Source organism: Paracoccus sediminicola, from assembly GCF_027912835.1.
Lineage (GTDB): Bacteria > Pseudomonadota > Alphaproteobacteria > Rhodobacterales > Rhodobacteraceae > Paracoccus > Paracoccus sediminicola.
Genome location: NZ_CP115768.1, coordinates 2,891,716 through 2,916,271, shown reverse-complemented (window position 1 = coordinate 2,916,271; position 24,556 = coordinate 2,891,716). Strand labels below are relative to the sequence as shown.

The following is a 24,556-nucleotide window of genomic DNA, read 5'->3' as shown; positions in this document are numbered from 1 at the left end:
TTCATACATATTTAGGTTATGTTCAATCTTATTTTGCGGCGCGCCGCAACCAATCCCGCCGGCGACGGTTGCAATGGCAGAGGACAGATGACGAGATTTGCTGCAATACGCGACGAAATGTTGCGCCGGATCAACGATGGCGACTGGCCGGTCGGGCATGAGCTGCCGACCGAGCCTCAGCTGGCGCAGGAATTCGGCGTGGCGCGCGGCACGATCCGGCGCGCGATGGATGCGCTGTCCGATCAGGGGCTGATCCTACGCCGCAAGCGCGCCGGCACGCGGGTCGCGGCGCGGCAGGGTCATGCGTCGCGGATGACCATTCCCATTGTCCGATTGGGCATCGAGGCGCGTGGCGATCGCTATTCCTACCGCCTGCTGGCACGCGATATGCGTCCCGCAAGCGCCGATTTCGGCGGGCCGGCCGGGGTGCTGCATATCGACTGCCTGCATCTGGCCAACGCGCAGCCGTTCCAGATCGAACAGCGCCGCATCAGCCTCGATGCCCTGCCGGAGAGCATCGACGTGGATTTCACCCGCGAGAGTCCGAATGAATGGCTGGTCAGGCATATTCCCGCGACGGATGTCGAAACCACGCTGCGGGCCGACGGGGCGCAGGACGAGGTGGCACAGCATCTTCAACTGCCCGAGGGCGCGCCGGTCTTCGTGCTTGAGCGACGCACCTTCCTGAACGGCAAGGCGCTCACCATGGTGCGGATGTCACATCCCGCGGCGCTTTATTCGATCACCACCCATGGCTGATATGGCCGCGTCTCATCCTAGCATCGCCAGCCGATCCGCAGCCTCCGGCATCCGGTCGAGCGTGGCTTCGATCCGCGCCCGCCATCTCGGGCCGCGAGACAGCGCGTCCTCATAGGCCTCGGCCAACTCGTCGGGGCGGTCCTCGGCCAGCACCCCGATCAAAAACGCCGCCTGCGCCCGGTCCTTTCGCGATTTCAGCTGATCGGGTCCGTCGCGACGCCGGTCAGCCACGATCAGCTTGTGGATGGCATAGCGTTCGGGTCGGGGGATCTGCACCAGCACGCCAGAGCGATAAAGCGCCACCGCATGGATCGGATCGGCGATCAGAAAATTCAGATAGTTCAGGGCCTGCGCGCTCACCCCAAGCGCGGGCAACGGCTTCACCGTCTCATCTCCGAAAGCGGGGGTCAGGAACTCCACCATCGCTTCCGAGCTGCTCTGCCGCCACCGCCAGACCTGCCGGTCATGTATCCCCGGCACCGGGTCGAAGCGCAGCGCCGAGAGCATCGTGCCCGGATCTTCTTCGACGCGGTCCTGCAACGCCACCGAGAGCCGCTCGAAGCTGGCCAGATCGACATCGCCGGTCTGGGCGAGTTCCTCGTAATCCATCCGCACGCCGAGTTCGCCCTGATACAACCCATAGGCCGAAGTCCCGACCAGAGTGCCGCCCAGCCTGAACACGCCGGCGCGGGCGAAAGCCAGCAGCATCGAGCCGGTCTCGCGGTCCTGACTGATGAAGCCCTCGGCGCGCAGCGTACGCACCAGCCGGGTCATGCGCTTGCGCCGCGCGTCGTTTTCGTCGCGCAGGATCTGAGCGCGGTCCAGCCGCGCCCGCAGTTCCGGCGTGTCCTCGCCGATATATCTGCTTTTCATCTCGGTCCCGAGCCGGAAACGCTCATATAGATAGACACGCCCATTACGGGCGCGGGATTCGACGGTCCCGGTCAGCGCCGCCGCGCGCTCATCCAAGTGAAGGCGCAACAGATCCTGATAAGCCACCACGGCGGGTCGGCTGTGAGCGATAATATTCAAATCAGTCCCCGATGTGCATCAAATTATATATTGATGCACACACATCCAGTGCGCAAGCATGTGCATCAAATTTATTTTCGATGCACATATTGCCAAGGACTGGCTTCGGCGGGCCCAATCGATGTTGCGATAGGCCCGCATCAACTCTGGCATCGGGGACGGTTAGAACAACTTCGATCCAGTATCCAGCCGGGTCGTTGGTAATGGCGATCTGTTTCATGACGCCCTCTCCCAGATTTTTCTGGAAAGTCGGGCAGGCGTTTTCGAGGAAGGCGCAGGCGGCCTCGATGTCGGGAACAGAGACACGGATATGCCCTCACCCCTCGCGCGGTGCATCATTGCCGTCGCCTCCGCTGAAATAGCTGGCAAATGTCAGGGTTTCACGACTGCGCGCGAAACCCCTCACCCCCGTCGCGGCATCCCGACGCAGATCCGAGCCGCCGCCTTGCGCAGCGGACCGAGGAGGAAATCGGTCTCGTGCGCGGTGATCGTGGCATGGGGCACGGTCAGCCCAAGCGCAAACTCGATCGGCCAGGCGGAATCGGCCGCGACCGGGACGGCCAGGCTCGAGCGGCCGGGGATATGTTCGCCGGTTTCCCGTGCATAGCCCTGCGCGACGATCTCGTGGAACATCGCGACGGCGGCGCGTTCCTGCCCGTGCTTGCCAAGCGCCGCATAGATGCGTCGCCGCATCGCCGGGCTGCTATGGGCCAGCATGATACGTCCTGTCGCGGTGGTATCAGCGGGAAAATTATAGCCGGGCGAGGCCAACGTCACCTCGGCCTGCGGCGCGGTTTCCCGCAGCACCGCCTTGACCCGATCCCCGATAAGACGGGCCAGAAACACCGTCGCCCCGGTTTCGACCGAGAGCGCCCGCAGCACCGGGCGGACATCACGCTCCAGCCAGGTGCGGTCGGTGCCGAGAATCCTGACCATCCGCGCGCCGGGCACATAGGTGCCGGTGCGGTTCGATTCGCGCACCATCCCCTCGGCGATCAGATTATCGAGCAGCCGCAGCGTCGTCGTGCGCGGGATACCCAGTATCAGCTCGATATCCTTGCGCGTCAGCCCAACCGAGCTGGCCGACAACGCTTCGAGAATCGCCACATAACGCCCGAGCGGCGAGCCGAGGGAATCCCCCTGACCGCGTTGACCGGAAGTGCTGGAAACGTCGTCACGCGGGGCCACGCGCGATCTATCTGGAGCGGGTCTCGACGCAGCCACGGGTTTCCTCACGAGGGTTGGGGATGCGAAGAGATCCTATCGCAGCGCCTGCCAGCGCCGCAACGCCCGGCAACCACCGGATGCAGCGGGGAAGGTCGCGCAAACCGGCGGCAGAGAGGCTGTCCGATTTTCGGACAGGTGCCATCTTTCGTTCCGCGGCGCGGCTGCTAGCTTGCGCCTCGACCCCTGACAGAGGCTGACCATGTCCGACCCCGTTCTTCACCGCATCGTTGGCAGCACGCCGCCGCGTGCCGCGGCGGCATCGGGTTGCTGGATCGTCGACGAGGCCGGGAATCGCTATCTCGATGCGTCATCTGGCGCGGCGGTGAGCGCGCTTGGCCATGCCCATCCGGCGCTGATCGAAGCCGTCACCTCGCAGCTCATGACGCTGGACTACGCACATACCGGATTCTTCACCTCCGCCCCTGCACAGGATCTGGCCGCACGGCTGGTCGAGTTGAGCGACGGCGCCTTTGCCTCGGTCTATTTCGTGAATGACGGCTCTGAAGCGGTCGAGGCCGCGCTGAAGCTGGCCCGGCAGGCGGCGCTTCAGCGCGGCGAGGAATCGCGCCGTCGGATCATCGCGCGGCGGCAGAGCTATCACGGCAACACGCTCGGCGCGCTTGGCGTCAGCGGGCATCTTGCGCGCCGCCAGGGCTTCGCGCCGCTTTTGACCGAGGCGCATTTCACCGCGCCATGCTATGAATATCGCCACCGTCGTCCCGACGAGACAGCGGAGGACTATGGGGCGCGCCTCATCTCCGAGCTAGCGGCCGAGATTGCCGAAATGGGCGGCGACACGGTTCTCGCCGTCATCGCCGAAACCGTGAGCGGGGCCACGATTGGGGCGGCAACGCCGGTGCCGGGCTATCTGCGCGGGCTGCGTACGCTCTGCGATCAACACGGCATCACGCTGATCCTCGACGAGGTGATGTGCGGTGCCGGGCGCACCGGGCATTTCTTCGCCTTCGAGGCCGAAGGGGTAACTCCGGATCTGTGCACCATGGCTAAGGGGCTTGCCGCCGGCGTCCAGCCCATCGGCGCGGTGCTGGTCTCGGGTCAGATGCGCGACGCGCTGGCGCGGGATGGCGGTGCGATTCGCAATGGTCATACCTATAGCGCCCACCCGGTTGCCTGCGCCGCGGCTCTGGCAGCGACCGCGGAAATCTCAAACGAAGACATGCTGGCTCGGGTGCGCGAACTCGGGGACGAACTGGCCGAAGCGCTTGCTGCCCGGCTCGGCGCGCATCCTCATGTCGGCGATCTGCGCGGGCGCGGCCTTCTGCGCGGGATCGAGCTTGTGGCGGATCGCGACAGCAAGACCCCGTTTTCGCCGGATCTGCGTCTTGCATCGCGAATCAAGTCGGCCGCGATGCAGACCGGCCTCTGTGTCTATCCGGGCAGCGGCACGGCCGATGGCGTGGCCGGCGACCACATCCTGCTGGCGCCGCCTTTCATCTGCACCAGTGCCGACATTGCCGAGATCGTGGACCGTTTCGCCCGCGCGCTTGACGCAGCGCTGAAACCGGTCCTCCACGAAACAAAATTCGAGGTGAGCTCATGAATGCCGAGAACCCGCGCGATCTGCCGCGTGTGACCTATTCCAATATCCGCGAGGATTTCTCTGGGGTGCATGACCATTTCGACGGGGTGCTGCCTCGGGTCCGCGAGACTATGCTGGGCCAGGATCAACCCAACCTGATCGACGGGCAGGATGACCGCGCGGGCGCTGAGATGACGGCACAGAGCCCGATCGATCGCCGCCTGACCCTCGGTCGATTCGTTGCCGCCGATGCGGATGCCGTGAACCGCGCATTCGCCGCGGCAAGGCGCGCCCAGCCAGAGTGGGCTGCATCTGGCTGGGCGCATCGGGTGGCGGTGCTGCGCAAGGCTGCGGATGTGCTGGAGGATCGTAAATACGAGGTTTCGGCAGCTTGCCTGTTCGAGGTCGGAAAATCTCGGATGGAGGCAATCGGCGAGATCGAGGAAACGGTCGACATCATCCGCACCTATGCCGGGTTCATGGAAGAGGCGCAGGGCTTCGACGTGGATCTCGACCGCGTCAATCCGGGCGAGGAGACATTCGACAAGATGCGCCCCTTCGGCGTGTTCGGCGTCATCGCACCTTTCAACTTCCCCGTCGCGCTCTCGGTGGGAATGACCTCGGCGGCGCTGCTTGCGGGGAATGCGGTGGTCTATAAACCCAGCCCCGACGCCGCGCTGACCGGGCGCCTGCTGGCAGAGATCTATCGCGATGCAGGCGTGCCCGCGGGGGTTTTCAACCTGGTTTGCGGCGGCGAGGAAACCGGCCGCGCCATCGCTGGCCATCCCGATCTGGACGGCATCGCCTTCACCGGCTCGCATCGGGTGGGGATGGAGCTGCTGCGAGAGGTCGGCGCAGGCGGACAACACGCGCGCCCGGTTCTGGCCGAGATGGGCGGCAAGAACCCGTGCTATGTTACCGGCTCCGCGACGCTCGACGACGCTGTGTCGGGGCTGGTGCGCTCGGCCTATGGGTTACAGGGTCAGAAATGCTCGGCCTGCTCGGTCGCGTTTCTGCACGACGATATACACGACGATGCCGTCGCCCGGCTGCGAGACGCCGCGAATGCCGTTAAGATAGGCGATCCGGCGGAACGCGACGTGTTCATGGGTCCGCTCATCAATGACACGTCGCTGGACCGCTTCCTGAATGCAGTTCAAGAGGCAAAGGCGGCGGGTGCGACGGTGCATGGCGGCGAACGGCTCAGCGGCGGGATCTACGATCACGGTTGCTATGTCAGCCCGGCGCTCGTCACCGGCCTGCCGGACGATCACTGGCTGCATCGCGAAGAGCTGTTTGCGCCGTTTCTGACCGTGCGCCGGTTCAGCGATCTGGCCGAAGCGATCACTCGCGGCAATGCGGTGCAATTCGGGCTGACGGCAGGGATCTATACCGGCGACCAGTCCGAGCTGGACCTGTTCCTGAACCGCGCCGCCGCCGGGGCGCTTTATGCGAACCGTCCCAGCGGGGCGACGACCGGCGCCTGGCCTGGCACCCAGACCTTCTGCGGCTGGAAAGGTTCGGGGACCGGTTCGAAAGGCGGACTTGGGGCATGGTATTTGCCGCAATTTATGCGAGAACAGAGTCACACGATCATGCGACCGGCTGGCTAAGCATCACCCGGCGCATTTCCTAGGGAGGAGAAGACCAATGAAAAACACGATGAAAACACTGCTCTGCGGCACTGCGTTGACATTCGCCGCCGCTGCCGCCACGGCAGAGCCGGTCAAGATCGGCGTGCTCGAAGACATGTCGGGCATCTATGCCGACCTGTCGGGCGAAGGCTCTGTCTATGCCGCGCAGATGGCGGTCGAGGATTTCGGCAAGGATCTTCTGGGCGAGCCGATCGAGCTTGTCTCGGCCGATCACCAGAACAAGGCCGATGTCGCCTCGTCGCTGGCGCGGGAATGGCTCGACAATGAAAGCGTCGATGCGATTTTCGGGCTCGGCAACTCCGCCGCCGCTCTGGCCGTGCAGGAACTTGCGAAAGAACGCGGCAAGTTCACCGCCGTCTCGACCGGCGGCTCGACCGCGCTGACCGGCGAGGCCTGCTCGCCCACGGGGATGCACTGGACCTATGACACACGCGCGCTTGCTGTGGGGACCGGGGCCGCCGCGGTCGATGAGGGGCTGGACACGTGGTATTTCCTGACAGCCGATTACGCCTTCGGCCAGAGCCTTGAGGAAAACACCACCGCCGTCGTCACCGATAAGGGCGGCGAGGTTCTGGGCAATATCCGTCACCCGCTCGGCACAAATGACTTCTCGTCCTACCTGCTTCAGGCGCAGGCTTCCGGCGCGAAGGTGATCGGCCTCGCATCGGCAGGCGGCGACATGAACAATGCAGTGAACCAGGCGGCCGAGTTCGGCATCACCTCGGCCGGCCAGTCGCTGGCCGGTCTGCTGATGTTCATCACCGATGTGCATGCGATCACCCCCGAAAAGGCCCAAGGCATGATCCTGACCACCGGCTATTACTGGGATCGCGACGATGCGAGCCGCGAATGGGCCGCCCGCTTCGAGGAAGAGATCGGACGCAAGCCGACCATGGCGCAGGTCGGGGTCTATTCCTCGGTGCTGCATTTCCTGAAAGCCGTTGAAGCGGCGGGCTCGCTGGAACCCGAAGCCGTGATGGAGGCAGCGCGCAGCATGCCGGTCGAGGACGTGCTGACGCAGAACGGCACGCTGCGCGAAGATGGTCGCATGGTCTATGACATGTACCTGGCGCGCGTGAAGTCCCCCGATCAGGTCGAGGGCCCGTGGGACTATTATGAGATCCTGCGCACCATTCCGGGTGACGAAGTGTTCCTGCCGATCGAGGAAAGCACCTGCCCGCAGCTCGGGCAATAAGTCCCGCATCCCCGGCCGGTCGCTTCGGCCGGGGACCGCGTTCCTCACCTGCGACGGATGGCAGATGACAAGCACCAATGACGACATACTGGTCGCCCGCGACCTGACGAAGGAGTTCCGCGGCTTCCGGGCCGTGGATGGCGTCGATCTGAATGTGCGCCGCGGCTCGATCCATGCGATGATCGGGCCGAACGGCGCTGGCAAGACCACCTGTTTCAACCTGCTCACAAAGTTTCTTCAGCCGACTGCCGGAACCATCATGTTCGACGGGCAGGACGTGACCTCGTGGACCGCGGATCGCATCGCGCGCAAGGACATGGTGCGCAGCTTCCAGATTTCCGCGGTCTTCCCCGAGATGACCGCCGCTCAGAATGTGCGCATTGCCCTGCAACGGCGGCGCGGACATAATTTCGACTTCTGGCGCAGCGAAAAGCGTCTGCACCGCTTCGATGACGAGGCGCGCGAATTGCTGTCCCGTGTCGGCCTGGCAGAGTTCGCCGATGAAAAGGCCGCTGCGCTATCCTATGGCCGCAAGCGCGCGCTCGAGCTGGCCACGACGGTGGCGCTCGATCCCCGGCTGCTGTTGCTGGACGAGCCGATGGCAGGGATGGGCCGCGAGGATGTCGCCCGGATCACCGAACTCATTCGCGAAATCGCCCGCGACCGCACGATCCTGCTGGTCGAGCATAATCTCTCTGTCGTCGAAACCCTGTCGGACCGCATCACCGTGCTGGCGCGCGGGGCGGTTCTGGCCGAAGGCGATTACGCCGAGGTCTCGAACAATCCCGACGTGATCGACGCCTATATCGGGGCCGGCCATGACTGAACCCTTGCTGAAAGTAAGCGATCTGCACGCCTGGTATGGCGAAAGCCATGTCCTGCATGGCATCGCCTTCGATGTCTCCGCCGGAGAGGTGGTCAGCCTGCTGGGCCGCAACGGCGCGGGCAAGACCACCACGCTGCGGGCAATCATGGGGCTGATGAGCAAGCGCGAGGGCTCCGTCACCATGGACGGGCGCGAATTGATCGGGCTGGAGCCGCGCCATATCGCTCGGCACGGCATCGCCATCTGCCCCGAAGAGCGCGGCATCTTCGCCTCGCTTTCCGTGCGCGAGAACCTGAACCTTCCGCCGCGCATCGCCGATGGCGGGCTGAGTGAGGACGAGATCTTCGAATTGTTCCCGAACCTGCTCGAACGTCTGAACAGCCAGGGGACAAAGCTGTCGGGCGGCGAACAGCAGATGCTGGCCATTGCGCGCATCCTGCGCAGCGGCGCGCGGCTCTTGTTACTGGACGAACCGACCGAGGGTCTGGCCCCGGTCATCATCCAGCATATCCGGCGCACCATCGAGGCACTGAAGACACGCGGGTTCACCATCGTGCTGGTGGAACAGAATTTCCGCTTCGCCGCGACCGTTGCCGACCGTCACTATATCGTCGATCAGGGTCTCGTCGTGGATGAGATCGCGGGCGCAGAGGTCGACGCCCGGACCGACGATCTCAAACGCTATCTGGGGGTTTAGATGGGTTTCTGGGACATTCCCTTGCAGGTGTGGATGGGCCAGTTGCTGCTGGGTCTGATCAACGGGGCCTTCTATGCGGTGCTGTCGCTCGGCCTCGCGGTCATCTTCGGTCTGCTGAACATCATCAATTTCGCCCATGGCGCACAATATATGCTGGGCGCCTTCGCCGCGTGGTGGCTGGCGCAGAATCTGGGCATTGGCTTCTGGCCGGCGCTGGTGCTGGTGCCGCTGATCATCGGCGCGTCAGGCGTGGTGATCGAAAGAACCATGCTCGCGCCGCTGGCCAAGCTGGATCACCTTTACGGGCTGCTGCTGACTTTCGGTCTCGCCCTGATCTTTCAGGGGCTGGTGCGGCAGGGATACGGCATCTCGGGCCTGCCCTACCCGACGCCCGAGGCGCTTTCGGGCGGCTATAATCTGGGCTTCATGTTCCTGCCGAAATACCGCGCCTTCGTGATCCTGGCCTCGGTGGTGATGTGCCTCGCGGTCTGGCTGGTGATCGAGAAGACCAAGCTCGGCACCTATCTGCGCGCCGCTACCGAGAACCCGGAACTGGTCGGCGCCTTCGGCATCAATGTGCCCATGACTGTGACGCTGACCTATGGCGCCGGGGTGGCACTTGCCGCCTTTGCCGGGGTGCTGGCTGCACCGATCTATTCGGTGAACCCGAATATGGGCGCGGATCTCATCATCGTCGTCTTCGCTGTTGTGGTGATCGGCGGGATGGGCTCGATCCTCGGCTCGATCGCCACCGGCTTCGGGCTGGGCATCATCGAGGGGCTGACCAAGGTGATTTATCCGCAGGGCGCCTCGATCGTGATCTTCGTGGTCATGGCGATCGTGCTTCTGGTCAAGCCTGCGGGACTGTTCGGAAAGGCGACATGATGGCGGACAAGGCTCTGGATAAACCGATCCGCACCGATGAGCACCGGGCCGAGCGTGGCGCGCTGCTGTGGCTTGGCGCGCTGACCGTGCTCGCGGTGGTCGGCCCGTTCTTCGTCTATCCCGTTCTGCTGATGAAGATGATGTGCTTCGGGCTGTTCGCCTGTGCCTTCAATCTGCTGCTCGGCTTTGGCGGGCTGCTCTCTTTCGGACATGCGGCGTTTTTCGGCACCGCCGCCTATATATGCGGCCATGTCACGAAGGAATGGGGGCTGGACCCGATCCTGTCGATCCTGGCCGGGACAGCGGTATCGGCGCTGCTGGGGCTGGTGATCGGCAGCCTCGCCATCCGGCGGCAGGGAATCTATTTCGCGATGATCACCCTCGCCTTCGCCCAAATGGTCTATTTCGCCGCGCTGCAACTGGCCTTCACCGGGGGCGAGGACGGTATCCAGGCGATCCCGCGCCGCCCCGCGCTCGGGCTGATCGACATCTCCAGCGATGAGCGGCTTTACGTGCTGGTCAGCATCATCTGCCTCGGCGGGCTGTTCCTGATCTGGAGGATCGTGCATTCGCCCTTCGGCAATATCGTCAAATCGATCCGCGAGAATGAACCTCGTGCCCTGTCGCTCGGCTATCCGGTGGCGCGCTACAAGCTGGCGGTGTTCGTCCTGTCCGCGGCGATTTCCGGTCTGGCCGGGGCGACCAAGTCACTGGTCTTTCAGCTTGCATCGCTGACCGATGTGCATTGGGCCATGTCGGGCGAGGTGGTGCTGATGACGCTGATCGGCGGCATGGGATCGGTCTTCGGCCCGCTTGTCGGCGGCGCGGCCATCGTGCTGATGCAGAATTACTTCGCCAGCATCGGCGCCTGGGTCACGATCATTCAGGGCGCGATCTTCGTGGTCAGCGTGCTGTTGTTCCGCGAAGGCATCGTCGGGGTCATCCAGAAACTGCTGAACCGTCGCCGCTGAAAAATGTTGCGGGGCTGCACTGGTACGAGAGCCAGAGGGTCAGTGACAGCAAAGTAATTTAGCTCAGATCGTGGGAAGGACGTCGGCACTGTGCAAGACGGCGGCGAAATTACGCTCGCCGCACCAGAGACATTGCTTCGACGGACAGAAACTGCCGCAACCGGCCAACATGTCCGACAGTCGTTTATGAGAAGTGGTGAGCCGTGCAGGATTCGAACCTGCGACCCACTGATTAAAAGTCAGTTGCTCTACCAACTGAGCTAACGGCCCACGTCACAGGGCGCTTTCCTAGTTTTGCCTCCCGGTGGCGTCAACCTCAAAAACACGCATCTGGCGAAAAGTTTCCGCCCGCACTATATCGCGGGAATGGAACACGCCCGCACCTCTGGCCTGCCCTTCATGAAGATGCATGGGCTCGGCAATGATTTCGTCGTCATCGATCTCCGTCACGGGATCGGGGCGCCGGGTGCTGCGACCATCGCCGCCATGGCCGACCGGCATCGCGGCGTGGGGTTCGACCAGCTTGCCACCATCGAAACCGATGCCGACAGCGATGCGCGGCTGGTCTTCTTCAACGCCGATGGGTCGCGCTCGGCGGCTTGCGGAAACGCGACGCGCTGCATCGCACGGTTTCTGATGGAGGGCTCCGGCGCGGCATCACTACGCCTGCGGACCGATCATGCCGTGCTGGTGGCCGAGGATGCAGTCGACGGGCTCACCCGCGTGAATATGGGCCCGCCCGTGCTCGACTGGCGGCAGATCCCCCTCGCCCGCGAGGTGGATATCGACCATCTGCCCATCGACGGCGACGCGGCGGCGACCGGCATGGGCAACCCGCATCTGACCTTCTTCGTCGAGGATGCCGATTCGATCGATCTGGGCCGTTTCGGTCCCGAATATGAACATCACGCGCTTTATCCCGAGCGGACCAATGTCGAGATTGTGCAGGTGATCTCGGACAGCGAGATCAGACTGCGCATCTGGGAACGCGGCACCGGACCGACTCTGGCCTCGGGGTCCTGCTCCTGCGCGGCGGCGGTGGCGGCGGCGCGGCGCGGGCTGACCGGGCGCGAGGTCACGGTGCATGTGCCGGGCGGCACGTTGCAGATCGACTGGCGCGATGACGGTGTCTGGATGACCGGCCCGACCGCGTATGTCTTTGACGGGGTCTGGCGGGGATGAGCGCGCCCGAGCTGACAAAAGCGGTGTTTTCGACCCATGGCTGCCGCCTGAACGCCTATGAATCCGAGGCGATGCGGGAAATGGCTGAAGCCGCGGGGCTGAAAGGCGCGGTGATCGTGAACACCTGCGCGGTCACCGCCGAGGCCGTCCGTAAGGCGCGGCAGGACATCCGCCGGCTGGCCCGCGACAATCCCGGCGCGCCGGTCATCGTCACCGGTTGCGCAGCGCAGACCGAGCCCGAGACCTTCGCCGCCATGCCCGAGGTCACCCGCGTCGTCGGAAATACCGAAAAGATGCAGCCCGAGACCTGGGCCAGCCTCACCCCCGACCTGATCGGCCAGACCGAGCGCGTGATCGTCGACGACATCATGTCGGTCGAGGAAACCGCCGGCCATCTGATCGACGGATTCGGCCGGCACCGCGCCTATGTGCAGGTGCAGAATGGCTGCGACCATCGCTGCACCTTCTGCATCATCCCCTATGGTCGTGGCAACTCGCGGTCCGTGCCCGCCGGTGTCGTTGTCGACCAGATCAAGCGCCTGCGGGATCGCGGCTTCAACGAGGTGGTGCTGACCGGGGTCGATCTGACCTCATGGGGGGCCGATCTTCCCGGCACGCCGCGTCTGGGCGATCTGGTGATGCGGGTCCTCAAGCTGGTGCCGGACCTGCCCCGGCTGCGGATCAGCTCGATCGACAGCATCGAGGCGGATGAGAACCTCATGCAGGCCATCGCCACCGAGCGGCGGCTGATGCCGCATCTGCATTTGTCGCTTCAGGCCGGGGACGACATGATCCTCAAGCGCATGAAGCGCCGCCATCTGCGCGACGACGCCATCCGCTTCTGCGAAGATGCCCGCCGCCTGCGCCCCGAGATCGTCTTTGGCGCCGACATCATCGCGGGCTTCCCGACCGAGACCGAGGCGATGTTCCAAAACTCGCTGAAGCTGGTCACGGATTGCGGCCTGACCTTCCTGCATGTCTTCCCCTACTCGGCCCGGCAAGGCACCCCCGCCGCGCGAATGCCGGCAGTGAACGGCAAGGCGATCAACGACCGCGCCGCCCGCCTGCGCGCCGCGGGGGACGTGGCCCTGCGCACCCATCTCGACGCCCAGCAAGGCCGCCGCCACCGCATCCTGACCGAAGGCCCCCGCACCGGGCGGACCGAGCAGTTCACCGAAGTCGCCTTCGACCGCGACATGCCCGAAGGCACGATGATAGACGTGACCATCAGCGGACATGACGGGGCGCGGCTTCGGGTCTAGCCAACCGCGCGGCGGGACGCGGCCCGTCAATCCAGTCAGCGACCGGCGCGTCCTTGCCCGGCGGCCCGACTGCGCAAGCGCGGCGCATGGCACCAACGGTCAGTGAGACGCCGTGCGCTATTCCACCGTCACCGCCGTCACGCTCAGCGCCTTGTCACCGATCTGGTAATCGGCCCGGATCTCCAGCCCCGGTTCGGCGGGGTGCAGCGCGCCGAGGGAGCCCAGCGAGATCACCGATCCTTCGGAGAGGTCGTAATTCCCCTGCCCCGCCAGCCACAGCACGACATCCAAAGGATGCCCCAGCAAAGCCTCGCCGCTGGCCCGGTCCATCTCTTCGCCATTCGCAGAGAGCGTCGCGGTCAGCGCGCCCAGCTCGTCCACCGGGTCGGCCAACTCGGCCAGCGGCAGCGATTCGCCCAGAACCCCGCGCCACGGGATCACGCCGTAAGAGGCCATGATCGCACCGTTGGGCTGGACCCCTTCGGCCAGAGCCATGTCAGGCAGTTCGATGAAGGCCTGCACCGCACCCAGAGCCGCCGCAGCTTCCTCACGCGTGGTCGCTGCCGCCAGAGCCTCGGGGTCGGCAACCGTAACCACCAGATCGGCCTCGAAGAACGGCGTGCGCGACCCGTTCAGGCTGATTTCCGCACCGTTTTCCAGCAGCATCGGCCGGAACAGCGCGCCCGCCACCGGGCCATCTACGCCAAAGCGTTCCTGCGCCGGGGCCGAGGTAAACCCGACCTTCACCCCGACCGGACGACCATATTCATCCTCGAGCCGCTCGCGCCAATGCGTATAGGCGCAGGCCGCGTCTTCCATATTCTCCACGCCCGGATCGGGCAGCCTTTCGCCGGCCAGCCAGCCCTCGGCGGCGGCATAGATCGTCTCGGGCGCAGGACATTCCGCGAGGGCCGGGCCTGCCGAGACCGCCAGAATCGCAATTGCGTATTTCATAACCGCATCCTCCCTGATCCGATCAGCCTGCCCCAGCCTCCGCGCTCTGGCAATCACCGCGTGATGCGCTAGAACAGGCGCCCAGAAGGAGGCATCATGTCCGATCAGCCGACCCCGATGATGGCCCAGTATCTTGCGATCCGCGAGGCCAATCCGGGTGCGTTGCTGTTCTATCGCATGGGCGATTTCTACGAGATGTTCTTCGACGACGCGGTGCAGGCCGCCGCCGCTCTGGACATTGCGCTGACCAAGCGCGGCACCCATCAGGGCCAGCCGATCCCGATGTGCGGCGTGCCCGTGCACGCGGCGGAAAGCTACCTGCTGACGCTGATCCGAAAGGGCTTCCGCGTCGCCATTGCCGAGCAGATGGAGGACCCGGCCGAGGCGAAGAAACGCGGCAGCAAATCCGTCGTCGCCCGCGACGTTGTGCGGCTGGTCACACCCGGCACGCTGACCGAAGAGACCCTGCTGGAAGCGCGGCGGCATAATTTCCTCGCCGCCTTCGCGCAGGTGCGGGACGAGACCGCGCTTGCCTGGGTCGATATCTCGACCGGGGCGCTGCGGGTCATGGCCTGTCCGCAATCGCGGCTGGCGCCGGAACTGGCCCGCATCGCTCCGCGCGAATTGCTGGTCGCCGAAGGCGCGCGGCTGGACGAGCTTGCCGAAGAGGCCGGCGCCGCGCTGACCGAGCTGCCGCCCAACAGCTTCGACTCCACAGCCGCGACACGGCGTCTTGCGGCGCTGTTCAAGGTCGAGACGCTGGACGGCTTCGGCAGCTTCACCCGCGCCGAACTCGCCGCGATGGGGGCGATTGCGGATTATCTGGAACTGACCCAGAAATCACAGCTTCCCCTGATCCGCCCCCCGCAGCGAGAGCAGGTCGCGGGCGCGATGCAGATCGACGCGGCGACCCGGCGCAATCTGGAACTGACGCAGTCTCTGTCCGGCGGGCGCGAGGGCTCGCTGCTCTCGGCCATCGACCGGACCTCTACCGCAGCGGGTGCGCGGCTTCTGGAACGTCGCATCTCGGCCCCGTCGCGCGATCTCGCAACGATCCATGCCCGCCACGACGCAGTGCAGCATCTGGCCGAGGATGCGAGGCTGACCGCCGATCTGCGCGAGGCGCTGTCGCGGGTGCCTGATATGGACCGGGCGCTGTCGCGTCTGGCGCTCGACCGGGGCGGGCCGCGCGACCTGGGGGCGGTCAGGGCGGGGCTGACGCAGGCGATCTCGGTGTCGGGAATGCTGCCGGAGGACGCGCCGCGGGTGCTGGCCGAGGCCGCGCGCGATCTGACCGGCCATGACGATCTGATCGAGCTGCTGGACGACGCACTTATCGCCGAACCACCCCCGCTCGCGCGCGATGGCGGTTTCGTGGCGGCGGGCTTTGACGGCGATCTGGACGAGACCCGCCAGTTGCGCGACGAGGGGCGCGGCGTCATCGCCCGGATGCAGGGCGAATATGCGGAACTCGCCGGGGTCGGCAGCCTCAAGATCAAGCATAACAACGTGCTCGGTTATTTCATCGAGACCACCGCGACCCATGCCCAGAAGATGATGGCCCCGCCTCTGTCGGAAACCTTCATTCACCGCCAGACCACCGCCAACCAGATCCGCTTCACCACGGTCGAGCTGTCCGAGCTGGAGACCCGCATCGTCAATGCCCGCGACCGCGCGCTTGAGATCGAGCGGGCGATCTTCGCCCGGCTCCGCGAGGCGGTTCTGGCCGCCGCCGCGCCCATCGGTCAGGCGGCGCGGGCCCTGGCCGAGATCGACCTGAGCGCCGCTTTCGCCGATCTGGCCACCGGCGAAGCCTGGACCCGCCCGCAGCTCGACGACAGCCGCGCCTTCGAAATCGAGGCCGGGCGCCACCCGGTCGTGGAACGGGCGCTGAAACGCAAGGCGGACAGCTTCGTCGCCAATGACTGCGCGCTGACCGGCGGCGAAACCCCGGCAATCTGGCTGCTGACCGGCCCGAACATGGCCGGGAAATCGACTTTCCTGCGCCAGAACGCGCTGATCGCGATCCTTGCGCAGGCCGGTTCCTTCGTCCCCGCGACGCGCGCCCATATCGGGCTGGTTAGCCAGCTTTTCAGCCGCGTCGGCGCCGCGGACGATCTCGCGCGCGGGCGGTCCACCTTCATGGTCGAGATGGTCGAGACCGCCGCCATCCTCAACCAGGCCGACGACCGCGCGCTCGTGATCCTCGACGAGATCGGGCGCGGCACGGCGACCTGGGACGGGCTGTCCATCGCCTGGGCGGTCATGGAGAACCTGCAAGCGGTCAATCGCTGCCGCGCGCTGTTCGCGACGCATTACCACGAGCTCACCGCGCTCGCCGCCAAGCTGGACGGGGTGGAGAACGCCACCGTCGCCGTGCGCGAATGGGAGGGTGAGGTGATTTTCCTGCACGAGGTGCGCAAGGGCGCCGCCGATCGCTCCTATGGGGTGCAGGTGGCGCGGCTGGCCGGGTTGCCCGACGCGGTGGTGACACGCGCCCGCGACATTCTGGACCTGCTGGAATCCGGCGAACGCGAGGGTGCGGTCCATCCGGCAGAGATCATCGACGACCTGCCTTTGTTCCGCGCCGCGCCGCCGCCGGCCCCCGCCAAACCGAAGGAAAGCGAAGCCGAAACCCGGCTGCGCGGGCTGAACCCCGACGCGCTGACTCCGCGCGAGGCTCTGGATCTGATCTATGAGCTGAAGGGATTGACCGACCGTTAAAGCGGCATCTCGACGAAGGCTTCCCGCAGCGCCTCCGACCAGGCTTCGGACATGGCCGAAAATTGCGGATCGCTTTGCAGGATGCGCCGCTTGGCGCTGACCCGGCAGGCATCGTTCTCGATGATCGCGAGATCCAGCGGCATGCCCACCGACAGATTCGACTTCATCGTCGAATCCATCGACAACAGAACCGCCTTCTGCGCGTCCTCCAGATTGGTCGCCGGCGTCACCACCCGGTCGAGGATCGGCTTGCCGTATTTATGCTCGCCAATCTGAAGATAGGGCGTGTCCTCCGTCGCCTCGATATGGTTGCCCTCGGGATAGACGAGAAACAGCCGCATATCGCCGCCCGAGCGCTGACCGGCGACGATCATGCTGGCCGAGGCCTGGCTCTGGCGCAGATCGGCATGCTGGGCGGCGATCTCGCGGCGGGTGCGCGACAGGGTGTCGCCGATGATGCCGACCACGCCAAGCATCGAGCCCGCCTTCATGATCGAATTATGCTCACTCGCCTCGGGCGAATCGATGGCCTCCTGCAACCGCGCGATGGTGGTTTGGGTGACCGACAGGCTGCCCGCGGTCATGATCCCGACCACCCGCTCGCCCGGCTCCTCGAAGAAGAACATCTTGCGATAGACCGAGATATTGTCCAACCCGGCATTGGTGCGCGTGTCCGACAACAGCACCAATCCGGCATTCAGCTTCAGTGCGACGCAATAGGTCATTTTCGTTCCAGGCGAGTTTTCACGCGCCGCTGTCTACGCCTCGACTCGGCTCACCGCAACCTTAACCTCCAGCTTCTCGGCCCCGCCCATCGCGGTTACCCCGCGGATCGGTGCCGCGTCGCGCGAATCGAGCCCCGAGCCAGTGCGCACGTAAAGATCGTTCGGGCAGGTCTTGTTGGCCGCGTCGAATCCGACCCAGCCGAGGCCGCCGACATGGATCTCGGCCCAGGCATGTGCGGCTTCATGGGCGTTGCCCTCGGCATCGGCGTGCAGATAGCCCGAGACATAGCGCGCCGGCAAATCCCGCGCGCGCGCCAGCGCGATCAGTGCATGGGCATGGTCCTGACAGACGCCGCCGCCGATCGAAAACGCCTCGGCCGCCGTGGTCCGGCCATTGGTGACGCCCGATCTGTAGGGGATGCGCTCGTGGACCAGATGCGACAGCGCATGGGCCAGGTCCAACGCGGACAGGGATTGTTCCGGCCCTGCCGCAATATCGCGGATCTCGTCATTCAGCTCGGTGGCCTCGGTGGATTGCAGATAGACCGCCGGATGAATGATCTCGCGGTGACCGCGCAGCACCCCGGCCATGTCGGTGGTTTCGACCTCGCCTTCAAGCCGCACCGGTACTTGGGTGATCGGGCCGCGAATGGTCCATAGCTGCACCCAGTCCCCGGCCCCGTCGCGGAACCCGGCCCCGGCCTCGCATTGCGCGCCCATATCGACATTCCACGAAATTACCTTCTGGCCCTGGAAAACCGAAGGAGTCACCCGCAGGCTCTGCACCCCGAAGCTGACCGGGCGCTCGTAATCATACACCGTGTGATGGCTAATCCTGAGCCGCATTCTCAGCCCCTTCCGTGGAAATAATCGGCCTGCACGCAGCTCGCGATCTGGCCGATCTCGATGATGAAGTCGGTCAGGAACTCATGCAGCCCCTCATAGAAGATCTCGTCGATATCCAGCCCGTTCAGCCGGTCTGCCAGGGCCTGCGCCCGGTCGCGCGCCGTATGCGGCACGTCATCGCGGTAACGGCGCACCAGCGAGTCCAGATGCCACAGCGCCTCGTGCACCGAGGTGATCAGCGACCGCGGCGCCTCTCCGTTGAGGATCAGGAAATGCGCGACCCGCCCGGCGCTCACATCGTCGCCATAGGCCCAATGAAAGGACCGATGCGCCGACAGCGCGCGCAGGATCACCTGCCACTGATAGCTGTCCAGCCCCGATCCGACGAATTCCACCCGCGGCAGCAGCACGAAATATTTCACGTCCAGCACGCGGGCCGTCGAATCCGCACGTTCCAGCGCATTGCCGAGCTTCATGAAATGAAACCCGTCATTGCGCAGCTGCGTGCCGTCGATCGCGCCGTGCACGGTCGAGGCGTGCCGCGCCACCATATCAGCCAGATCGGCGGCATCTTCCTGTCCCGGCCCCAACGACCGGATCTCTTGCCAGGCAACGTTCAGCGCATCCCAGACCCGGCTGGTCAGCGCGGTGCGCACGATGCGCCCGGATTCGCGGGCGTTATACATGCAGCTTGCCACGGAAGAGGGATTGTCGCGGTCGAAGATCATGAATTTCTCCATGTTCTCCTCGTTCACCTCGTCATAGGCGCGGCGATAAAGATCCGACGCCGCCGAAGCGCGCAGCAGCGATTCCCATTCGTTGCGATAGCCCTCTTCGGTATTGGGCAGCATGGTGATGCGTGCGCCCACCTCGAACAGGCGCGACGCGGTCTCGGCGCGTTCCATATGGCGGCCAAGCCAGAACAGGTTGGATGCGGTACGGCTGAGCATGACTATCCCCCTTATTCCGACAGGACCCAGGTGTCCTTGACGCCCCCGCCCTGAGACGAGTTGACGACAAGACTCCCTTCCTTCAGTGCCACACGGGTCAGCCCGCCAGGCACAAGCTCGATCCGGTCGCCGCACAGACAGAAGGGACGCAGATCGACATGGCGCGGCGCGATGCCTTCCTCGACAAAGGTCGGGCAGGTGGACAGCGCCAGGGTCGGCTGCGCGATATAATTATGAGGGTTCTTCTGGATCAGCTTGCGGAAGGTCTCGATCTCTTCCTTGGTCGAGCGCGGCCCGACCAGCATCCCGTATCCGCCCGAGCCGTGAACCTCCTTCACGACCAGCTCACCGAGATGATCCATGACATATTTGTAGTCGTCATCCTCCCACAGCGTGTAGGTATCGACATTCTTCAGGATCGGTTCCTCGCCCAGATAGAAGCGGACCATCTCGGGCACGAAGGTATAGATCGCCTTGTCATCGGCCACACCTGCACCGGGCGCCGAACAGATCGTCACCCCGCCCGAGCGATAGATATCCATCAGCCCCGGCACGCCCAGCATCGAATCGCGCCGGAAGGTGAGCGGGTCCAGAAACGCATCGTCGATCCGGCGATAGATCACGTCGACCCGCTTTGGACCCTCGGTGGTGCGCATATAGACGAACTCGCCCTCGACGAACAGATCCGCGCCCTCGACCAGCTCGATCCCCATCAGATTGGCGAGAAAGCTGTGCTCGTAATAGGCGCTGTTGAAATGGCCCGGTGTCAGGATCACCGCGCGCGGCTTGCCCTGGCATTTCTTCGGCGCAACGGATTCCAGCGTGTGGCGCAGCAATTCGGGATAGCCGTCCACCGGCTCGATCTTGTTGCCCCGGAACAGCTCGGGGAACATGCGCATCATGATCTCGCGGTTCTCGAGCATATAGCTGACGCCGGACGGGGTGCGGCAGTTATCCTCCAGCACGAAGAACTCGTCGCGCCCGGTCCGTACCAGATCAGTGCCAATAATATGGCTATAGACCCCGCGCGGCGGCATGAACCCGACCACCGCCTTTTCATAGGCTTCGTTCTGATAAACCAGCCGCGCCGGGATCTTGCCGGCCCGCACGATCTCGCCGCGCGAATAGACATCGTTCAGGAAGGCATTCAGCGCCTTGGCGCGCTGACGGATGCCGCGCTCCAGCCCGCGCCACTCGTCCTGGGTGAAGACGCGCGGCATCATGTCGAAGGGGATCAGCCGGTCCGGGTCGCCGCCATCGCCATAGACGGCGAATGTGATGCCGATGCGGCGGAACAGCGCTTCCGCCTCGGCCTGTTTCATCTGCCGCAGATCCTCCGGCATCCGTTCGACCCAATCCGACAGGCTGGTATAGGCCTCGCGGACCTTCTCGCCGTCGAACATCTCGTTGTAATACATTCTCACCCCTTCCCTCGGCGACCGGCTGCGTGCTGCGCCCGGCCAGACAGCATGGCGCGCCGCGCGGCGGTTTGAAAGCGACCGCCTTGATCTAACGGGGCTTCTGCGGCGAAGTTCCGAACGCTGCCTGTTTTCGCGGCAGATGCGGAAGATGTTTAACCCGCCGCCGCTTTGCCCTAGACTGCCGGGAAAAATGAAGAACGAGAGGCAGTCATGAACAGGTTTCTGAAGCTGGCGATTCTGATGCTCGTCGCCTCCTGCGGCGGCGGAGGCAATTATTCCGCACCGCGCGACCTCGAAAACGCCTGCGCCATCGTCGCAGAGCGTCCCGCCTATTATCGCGCCATGCAGCGCACCGAAAGCCGCTGGGGCATCCCCGTTGCCGTGCAGATGGCGGCGATTCACCAGGAATCGAAATTCATCGGCGACGCCCGCACCCCGCATCAATATGCGCTCGGCGTCATCCCGGTCGGCCGTCAAAGCTCGGCCTATGGTTACAGCCAGGCCCTCGACGGCACATGGGAGGAATACCAGCAGGACACCGGAAATCGCCGCGCCCGCCGCGATAATATCCGCGACGCGACCGACTTCATGGGCTGGTACATGAACGAGACAACCCGCCGTCTGGGGATCTCGAAATGGGATGCACGCGGGCAGTATCTCGCCTATCACGAAGGCCGCTCGGGCTACGCGCGCGGCTCCTATCGCTCGAAGGGGTGGCTGATGAGCGTCGCCAACCGCGTCCAGTCCCGCGCCGAGATGTATCACGCCCAGCTCAGCGCCTGCCGCTGATCCCGCCGCGCGCGCAGACTCTCGATGTGACAAAGAAACAGGCCCTTCGCATCATGGCGAAGGGCCTGTCTCCTCCCGCGTCGGATGTCCTGACCTCCCCGTCAGACACCCTGCGTATATCATTGCGCCAGACTCACATCGCCTGACGATGCATCACTTCTGCCTGAGCACAGGTCATTCTGTCAACCATAGGCGTCAATGCGGGCGCTTGACGCACGCCTAAGACAGGCGCAAGACGGCAAGAAACCGCCAGTCAGGAGCCCGAAATGTCCCGTATCGTCTTTGTGAACGGCGAATATCTTCCCGAAGAAGACGCCACCATCTCGATCTTCGACCGGGGATTCGTGATGGCCGATGCCGTATATGAGGTGGTCAGCGTGCTGGACGGCAAGCTGATCGACATGGAGGGCCACCAGGCCCGGCTCGGCCGCTCGCTCGAGGCGCTGGGGATCGGCAACCCGATGAGCGATGATGACTATCTGTCGATGTTCCGCGAGCTGGTGTCGCGCAACGAAATGCGCGACGGTATGATCTATCTGCAGGTGACGCGCGGCAATCCCGGCGATCGCGACTTCACCTATCCGCCCGCCGACACGCCGCAGACCGTGGTCGCCTTCACCCAGTCCAAGCCCGGCCTGGCCGAGAACCCGGCAGCACAGACCGGCTGGTCGGTCATTACCGTGCCCGATCAGCGCTGGGGGCGGCGCGACATCAAGACGACGCAGCTTCTTTACCCCTCGATGGCGAAGATGATGGCCAAGGAGGCAGGCGCAGACGATGCCTGGCTGGTCGAGTATGGCAAGATCACCGAAGGCACTTCGAACAACGCCTATATCGTCAAGGGCGATACCATCATCACCCGCGAGCTGTCCCATGACATCCTGCACGGCATCACCCGCGCCGCTGTGCTGCGGCTGGCGCGCGAGGCTCAGATGAATGTGGAGGAGCGTGGCTTCACCGCCGAAGAGGCCGCCAGCGCCGATGAGGCTTTCGTCACCTCGGCCTCAGCCTTCGTAATGCCGGTGGTCCAGATCGACGGCGCGCAGATCGGCGAGGGCAAGCCGGGCCGCATTGCGACCCGCCTGCGCGAGATCTATCTCGACGAGATGCGCAAGACGGCGGTCTGAGCCGCCGCCTCTTCCTGTCCCGGAATACAGTTCGCATACCTGCCGGGCCGGCGTCGGCCCGAGGTCGAATCCCGGCGCTCCTGTCGCGCTCTCGCGGCAGACAGGGGCGCTCGGGCGCGCTCCCTCAGCCGGTCCATTGGGTGCTCTGCGCAAAGATCATGAACCCTGCGGCAATCGCGACCCAGATCCCGAACAGCGGCAGGAAGAACCGGACCCAGCGATCCCAGCTGACCCCGGCCAACGCCAGCGTCGCCATGAAATAGCCCGAAGTCGGGAAGATGATGTTCGAAAGTCCGTCGCCAAGCTGATAGGCGAGGATCGAGGTCTGCCGCGTCACCCCGATCAGATCCGAAAGAGGTGCCATGATCGGCATCGTCACCAGTGCCTGACCGCTGCCAGACGGGATCACGAAGTTGAATCCGAGCTGCGAGATGAACATCCCCACCGCCGACAGCACCTCCGGGAAGCCGCCGACCAGTGTGCCAAGCCCGTTCACCATCGTGTCCATGACCTGACCCTGTTCCAGCATCACCGCGACGGCGCGGGCGATCCCGACGATCATCGCGCCGACCAGCACGTCGCGGAACCCCTCGTTGAACCCGTCGCAGATCTCACCGGGTTTCAGCCCGGCGACCAGCCCGACGACAACGCCCATGATGACGAACAGCCCCGACATCTCCAGCATGAACCAGCCCTGGCTCAGCACGCCCCAGACCATCACCGCAAAGAACAGCAGCGCAACGATCCCCGCCGCCATCTGGCGCGAGCTGAACTGCAAAGGCGCATCGCTTGTCGCATGGCGATAGCGCTTCCGCTTATCCGCTTCGGCGGGATCATCGGATAGCAGGCTCTTGCCGCTATCGTCAGGCAGCCGCGCGGCATAGCGGACCGTGTACAGGATACCCACTGCCAGCAGGCAGACGAACAGCACCGCCCGCAGCCCCAGCCCGGACCAGAGCGGCACCTGCGCGATGGTCTGCCCCAGCCCGGTATTGATCGGGTTCAGCACCCCTGCGGTAAAGCCCGAGGTGGTCGCCACCAGCGCCACCGCCACGGCGGTCATCGAGTCGAATCCCAGCGCGATCATCAGCGGTAGGATCACCGGCACATAGACCAGCGAAAGCTCCTGCGTGCCGATCAGCGTGGCGACCACGGCAAAGACCGTCATCAGCACCGGAATGACCAGGACCGAGCGTCCCGCAAAGCGCCGGGTCAGCTTGTCCACCGCGACCTCGATCACCCCGGTTCGGCGGATGACCATGAACATTCCGCCGATGATGAAGGTGAAGAAGACCACGACCGAAGCATCGACCAGACCGTTCGGCACCGCCATCATGAATTGCGTCAGACCGACCGGATCAGCCTCGACATAGCGAAACGATTCGGCATCGATGGCAACCCGCCCATTGGGCAGTTCAACCCGATCGAACTCACCGGCCGGTATGAAATGCGTGGCAATCGCCGCGATCGCCGTGAACACGAACAGGATCACGTAAATATCCGGCATCCGGAATCCGCCGCGCGGCGCGGGCGCGCGGGCGCGCGTGCGTCTGTCGGCTCGGTTTCGGCCATGATGAAATCCTCCCTCGGGGTCTGCCTGCCTGTCATCGTGACGGGTTCGCGGGCGGCGCAGCGTCGCGGCCTTTCGCGCGCCAGTCACATGCGTGATGGAACCCGGAGTGAAGGCTCTGCGCAACCCTGAAATGAAATCATTTTTATGATAAGCGAAGATCTTCCGACGCCAGATCAGCCCCTTGCATAATTCGCCCCTTTGGTAAAGCAGACGCAA

22 protein-coding genes and 1 tRNA gene are annotated in these 24,556 nt (G+C 64.6%); 13 read left to right on the top strand and 10 right to left on the bottom strand.

Going from position 1 to position 24,556, the window contains the following annotated elements; translation table 11 throughout:
- Positions 1–87 precede the first annotated feature (87 nt).
- Positions 88–759: a histidine utilization transcriptional repressor HutC gene (gene hutC / locus PAF18_RS14315; RefSeq protein ID WP_271116360.1), complete on the top strand. Its 672-nt coding sequence runs from the start codon at positions 88–90 to the stop codon at positions 757–759.
- Between the two features lie 12 nt (positions 760–771).
- Here the strand turns inward: hutC and PAF18_RS14310 are convergent, their stop codons facing one another.
- From PAF18_RS14310 to PAF18_RS14300, 3 genes are all read right to left on the bottom strand, one after another.
- On the bottom strand, positions 772–1,791 hold the full coding sequence (locus tag PAF18_RS14310; RefSeq protein WP_271116359.1) for a nucleotidyltransferase family protein: 1,020 nt from the start codon (positions 1,789–1,791) through the stop codon (positions 772–774).
- Between the two features lies 1 nt (position 1,792).
- The gene (locus PAF18_RS14305; protein WP_271116358.1) at positions 1,793–2,011 is read right to left on the bottom strand and encodes a hypothetical protein; all 219 of its coding nucleotides are present in this window, start codon (positions 2,009–2,011) and stop codon (positions 1,793–1,795) included.
- 182 nt (positions 2,012–2,193) lie between these two features.
- Positions 2,194–2,979, bottom strand: a complete 786-nt coding sequence (locus tag PAF18_RS14300) for an IclR family transcriptional regulator (protein ID WP_271116357.1) — start codon at positions 2,977–2,979, stop codon at positions 2,194–2,196.
- A 238-nt stretch (positions 2,980–3,217) separates the two neighbouring features.
- Here PAF18_RS14300 and PAF18_RS14295 point away from each other — a divergent pair, with 238 nt between their 5' ends.
- From PAF18_RS14295 to PAF18_RS14265, 7 genes are all read left to right on the top strand, one after another.
- Entirely contained in the window at positions 3,218–4,579 is a 1,362-nt protein-coding gene (locus tag PAF18_RS14295; RefSeq protein ID WP_271116356.1) for an aspartate aminotransferase family protein, read from the top strand.
- Positions 4,576–6,171, top strand: a complete 1,596-nt coding sequence (locus PAF18_RS14290; protein WP_271116355.1) for an aldehyde dehydrogenase family protein — start codon at positions 4,576–4,578, stop codon at positions 6,169–6,171. Before PAF18_RS14295 ends, PAF18_RS14290 begins: the two co-directional genes overlap by 4 nt.
- Positions 6,172–6,220: 49 nt before the next feature.
- The gene (locus PAF18_RS14285; RefSeq protein WP_271116354.1) at positions 6,221–7,408 is read left to right on the top strand and encodes an ABC transporter substrate-binding protein; all 1,188 of its coding nucleotides are present in this window, start codon (positions 6,221–6,223) and stop codon (positions 7,406–7,408) included.
- Between the two features lie 64 nt (positions 7,409–7,472).
- Positions 7,473–8,234, top strand: a complete 762-nt coding sequence (locus tag PAF18_RS14280) for an ABC transporter ATP-binding protein (RefSeq protein ID WP_271116353.1) — start codon at positions 7,473–7,475, stop codon at positions 8,232–8,234.
- A complete protein-coding gene (locus PAF18_RS14275) occupies positions 8,227–8,931 on the top strand; it encodes an ABC transporter ATP-binding protein (protein WP_271116352.1) in 705 nt (234 codons plus the stop codon). Before PAF18_RS14280 ends, PAF18_RS14275 begins: the two co-directional genes overlap by 8 nt.
- The gene (locus PAF18_RS14270; RefSeq protein ID WP_271116351.1) at positions 8,932–9,816 is read left to right on the top strand and encodes a branched-chain amino acid ABC transporter permease; all 885 of its coding nucleotides are present in this window, start codon (positions 8,932–8,934) and stop codon (positions 9,814–9,816) included.
- On the top strand, positions 9,813–10,787 hold the full coding sequence (locus tag PAF18_RS14265; protein ID WP_434802225.1) for a branched-chain amino acid ABC transporter permease: 975 nt from the start codon (positions 9,813–9,815) through the stop codon (positions 10,785–10,787). The genes PAF18_RS14270 and PAF18_RS14265 overlap by 4 nt, the downstream gene beginning before the upstream one ends.
- A 194-nt stretch (positions 10,788–10,981) precedes the next feature.
- Here PAF18_RS14265 and PAF18_RS14260 read toward each other — a convergent pair.
- Positions 10,982–11,057, bottom strand: a tRNA-Lys gene (locus PAF18_RS14260).
- A 96-nt stretch (positions 11,058–11,153) separates the two neighbouring features.
- On the opposite strand from PAF18_RS14260, the gene dapF reads away from it, so the two are divergent.
- Both dapF and mtaB read left to right on the top strand, forming a co-directional pair.
- Positions 11,154–11,969, top strand: coding sequence for a diaminopimelate epimerase (gene dapF, locus PAF18_RS14255; RefSeq protein WP_271116349.1), 816 nt, complete (start codon positions 11,154–11,156; stop codon positions 11,967–11,969).
- A complete protein-coding gene (mtaB, locus tag PAF18_RS14250) occupies positions 11,966–13,231 on the top strand; it encodes a tRNA (N(6)-L-threonylcarbamoyladenosine(37)-C(2))-methylthiotransferase MtaB (protein ID WP_271116348.1) in 1,266 nt (421 codons plus the stop codon). Before dapF ends, mtaB begins: the two co-directional genes overlap by 4 nt.
- A 117-nt stretch (positions 13,232–13,348) precedes the next feature.
- Here the strand turns inward: mtaB and PAF18_RS14245 are convergent, their stop codons facing one another.
- Entirely contained in the window at positions 13,349–14,185 is an 837-nt protein-coding gene (locus tag PAF18_RS14245; protein ID WP_271116347.1) for a hydratase, read from the bottom strand.
- A gap of 96 nt (positions 14,186–14,281) precedes the next feature.
- Between PAF18_RS14245 and mutS the strand changes: the two genes are divergently transcribed.
- Positions 14,282–16,909 carry a DNA mismatch repair protein MutS gene (gene mutS, locus PAF18_RS14240; RefSeq protein WP_271116346.1) on the top strand — a complete coding sequence of 876 codons (2,628 nt, stop codon included), beginning with the start codon at positions 14,282–14,284 and terminating at the stop codon, positions 16,907–16,909.
- On the opposite strand, the gene PAF18_RS14235 is transcribed toward mutS, so the two are convergent.
- Genes PAF18_RS14235 through PAF18_RS14220 form a run of 4 tightly spaced genes read right to left on the bottom strand, consistent with a single transcriptional unit; the run spans position 16,906 to position 20,848 of the window.
- Positions 16,906–17,634: a proteasome-type protease gene (locus PAF18_RS14235; protein ID WP_271116345.1), complete on the bottom strand. Its 729-nt coding sequence runs from the start codon at positions 17,632–17,634 to the stop codon at positions 16,906–16,908. The genes mutS and PAF18_RS14235 overlap by 4 nt on opposite strands.
- Positions 17,635–17,667: 33 nt before the next feature.
- Positions 17,668–18,480 carry a transglutaminase family protein gene (locus PAF18_RS14230; RefSeq protein WP_271116344.1) on the bottom strand — a complete coding sequence of 271 codons (813 nt, stop codon included), beginning with the start codon at positions 18,478–18,480 and terminating at the stop codon, positions 17,668–17,670.
- Positions 18,481–18,482: 2 nt separating this feature from the next.
- A complete protein-coding gene (locus PAF18_RS14225) occupies positions 18,483–19,430 on the bottom strand; it encodes an alpha-E domain-containing protein (protein ID WP_271116343.1) in 948 nt (315 codons plus the stop codon).
- A gap of 11 nt (positions 19,431–19,441) precedes the next feature.
- On the bottom strand, positions 19,442–20,848 hold the full coding sequence (locus tag PAF18_RS14220; RefSeq protein ID WP_271116342.1) for a circularly permuted type 2 ATP-grasp protein: 1,407 nt from the start codon (positions 20,846–20,848) through the stop codon (positions 19,442–19,444).
- A gap of 213 nt (positions 20,849–21,061) precedes the next feature.
- On the opposite strand from PAF18_RS14220, the gene PAF18_RS14215 reads away from it, so the two are divergent.
- Both PAF18_RS14215 and PAF18_RS14210 read left to right on the top strand, forming a co-directional pair.
- A complete protein-coding gene (locus PAF18_RS14215) occupies positions 21,062–21,640 on the top strand; it encodes a transglycosylase SLT domain-containing protein (RefSeq protein ID WP_271116341.1) in 579 nt (192 codons plus the stop codon).
- A 266-nt stretch (positions 21,641–21,906) separates the two neighbouring features.
- Positions 21,907–22,767: a D-amino-acid transaminase gene (locus PAF18_RS14210; protein ID WP_271116340.1), complete on the top strand. Its 861-nt coding sequence runs from the start codon at positions 21,907–21,909 to the stop codon at positions 22,765–22,767.
- Between the two features lie 124 nt (positions 22,768–22,891).
- Here the strand turns inward: PAF18_RS14210 and PAF18_RS14205 are convergent, their stop codons facing one another.
- Positions 22,892–24,274: a YfcC family protein gene (locus tag PAF18_RS14205; RefSeq protein ID WP_271116339.1), complete on the bottom strand. Its 1,383-nt coding sequence runs from the start codon at positions 24,272–24,274 to the stop codon at positions 22,892–22,894.
- Positions 24,275–24,556 lie beyond the last annotated feature (282 nt).

Bases quoted from the DNA above. Each gene is read 5' to 3' on its own strand.
- hutC (WP_271116360.1), top strand. From the start codon at position 88: ATGACGAGATTTGCTGCAATACGCGACGAAATGTTGCGCCGGATCAAC.
- PAF18_RS14305 (WP_271116358.1), bottom strand. From the start codon at position 2,011: ATGAAACAGATCGCCATTACCAACGACCCGGCTGGATACTGGATCGAA.
- PAF18_RS14295 (WP_271116356.1), top strand. From the start codon at position 3,218: ATGTCCGACCCCGTTCTTCACCGCATCGTTGGCAGCACGCCGCCGCGT.
- PAF18_RS14290 (WP_271116355.1), top strand. From the start codon at position 4,576: ATGAATGCCGAGAACCCGCGCGATCTGCCGCGTGTGACCTATTCCAAT.
- PAF18_RS14285 (WP_271116354.1), top strand. From the start codon at position 6,221: ATGAAAACACTGCTCTGCGGCACTGCGTTGACATTCGCCGCCGCTGCC.
- PAF18_RS14280 (WP_271116353.1), top strand. From the start codon at position 7,473: ATGACAAGCACCAATGACGACATACTGGTCGCCCGCGACCTGACGAAG.
- PAF18_RS14275 (WP_271116352.1), top strand. From the start codon at position 8,227: ATGACTGAACCCTTGCTGAAAGTAAGCGATCTGCACGCCTGGTATGGC.
- PAF18_RS14270 (WP_271116351.1), top strand. From the start codon at position 8,932: ATGGGTTTCTGGGACATTCCCTTGCAGGTGTGGATGGGCCAGTTGCTG.
- PAF18_RS14265 (WP_434802225.1), top strand. From the start codon at position 9,813: ATGATGGCGGACAAGGCTCTGGATAAACCGATCCGCACCGATGAGCAC.
- dapF (WP_271116349.1), top strand. From the start codon at position 11,154: ATGGAACACGCCCGCACCTCTGGCCTGCCCTTCATGAAGATGCATGGG.
- mtaB (WP_271116348.1), top strand. From the start codon at position 11,966: ATGAGCGCGCCCGAGCTGACAAAAGCGGTGTTTTCGACCCATGGCTGC.
- PAF18_RS14245 (WP_271116347.1), bottom strand. From the start codon at position 14,185: ATGAAATACGCAATTGCGATTCTGGCGGTCTCGGCAGGCCCGGCCCTC.
- mutS (WP_271116346.1), top strand. From the start codon at position 14,282: ATGTCCGATCAGCCGACCCCGATGATGGCCCAGTATCTTGCGATCCGC.
- PAF18_RS14235 (WP_271116345.1), bottom strand. From the start codon at position 17,634: ATGACCTATTGCGTCGCACTGAAGCTGAATGCCGGATTGGTGCTGTTG.
- PAF18_RS14230 (WP_271116344.1), bottom strand. From the start codon at position 18,480: ATGCGGCTCAGGATTAGCCATCACACGGTGTATGATTACGAGCGCCCG.
- PAF18_RS14225 (WP_271116343.1), bottom strand. From the start codon at position 19,430: ATGCTCAGCCGTACCGCATCCAACCTGTTCTGGCTTGGCCGCCATATG.
- PAF18_RS14220 (WP_271116342.1), bottom strand. From the start codon at position 20,848: ATGTATTACAACGAGATGTTCGACGGCGAGAAGGTCCGCGAGGCCTAT.
- PAF18_RS14215 (WP_271116341.1), top strand. From the start codon at position 21,062: ATGAACAGGTTTCTGAAGCTGGCGATTCTGATGCTCGTCGCCTCCTGC.
- PAF18_RS14210 (WP_271116340.1), top strand. From the start codon at position 21,907: ATGTCCCGTATCGTCTTTGTGAACGGCGAATATCTTCCCGAAGAAGAC.
- PAF18_RS14205 (WP_271116339.1), bottom strand. From the start codon at position 24,274: ATGCCGGATATTTACGTGATCCTGTTCGTGTTCACGGCGATCGCGGCG.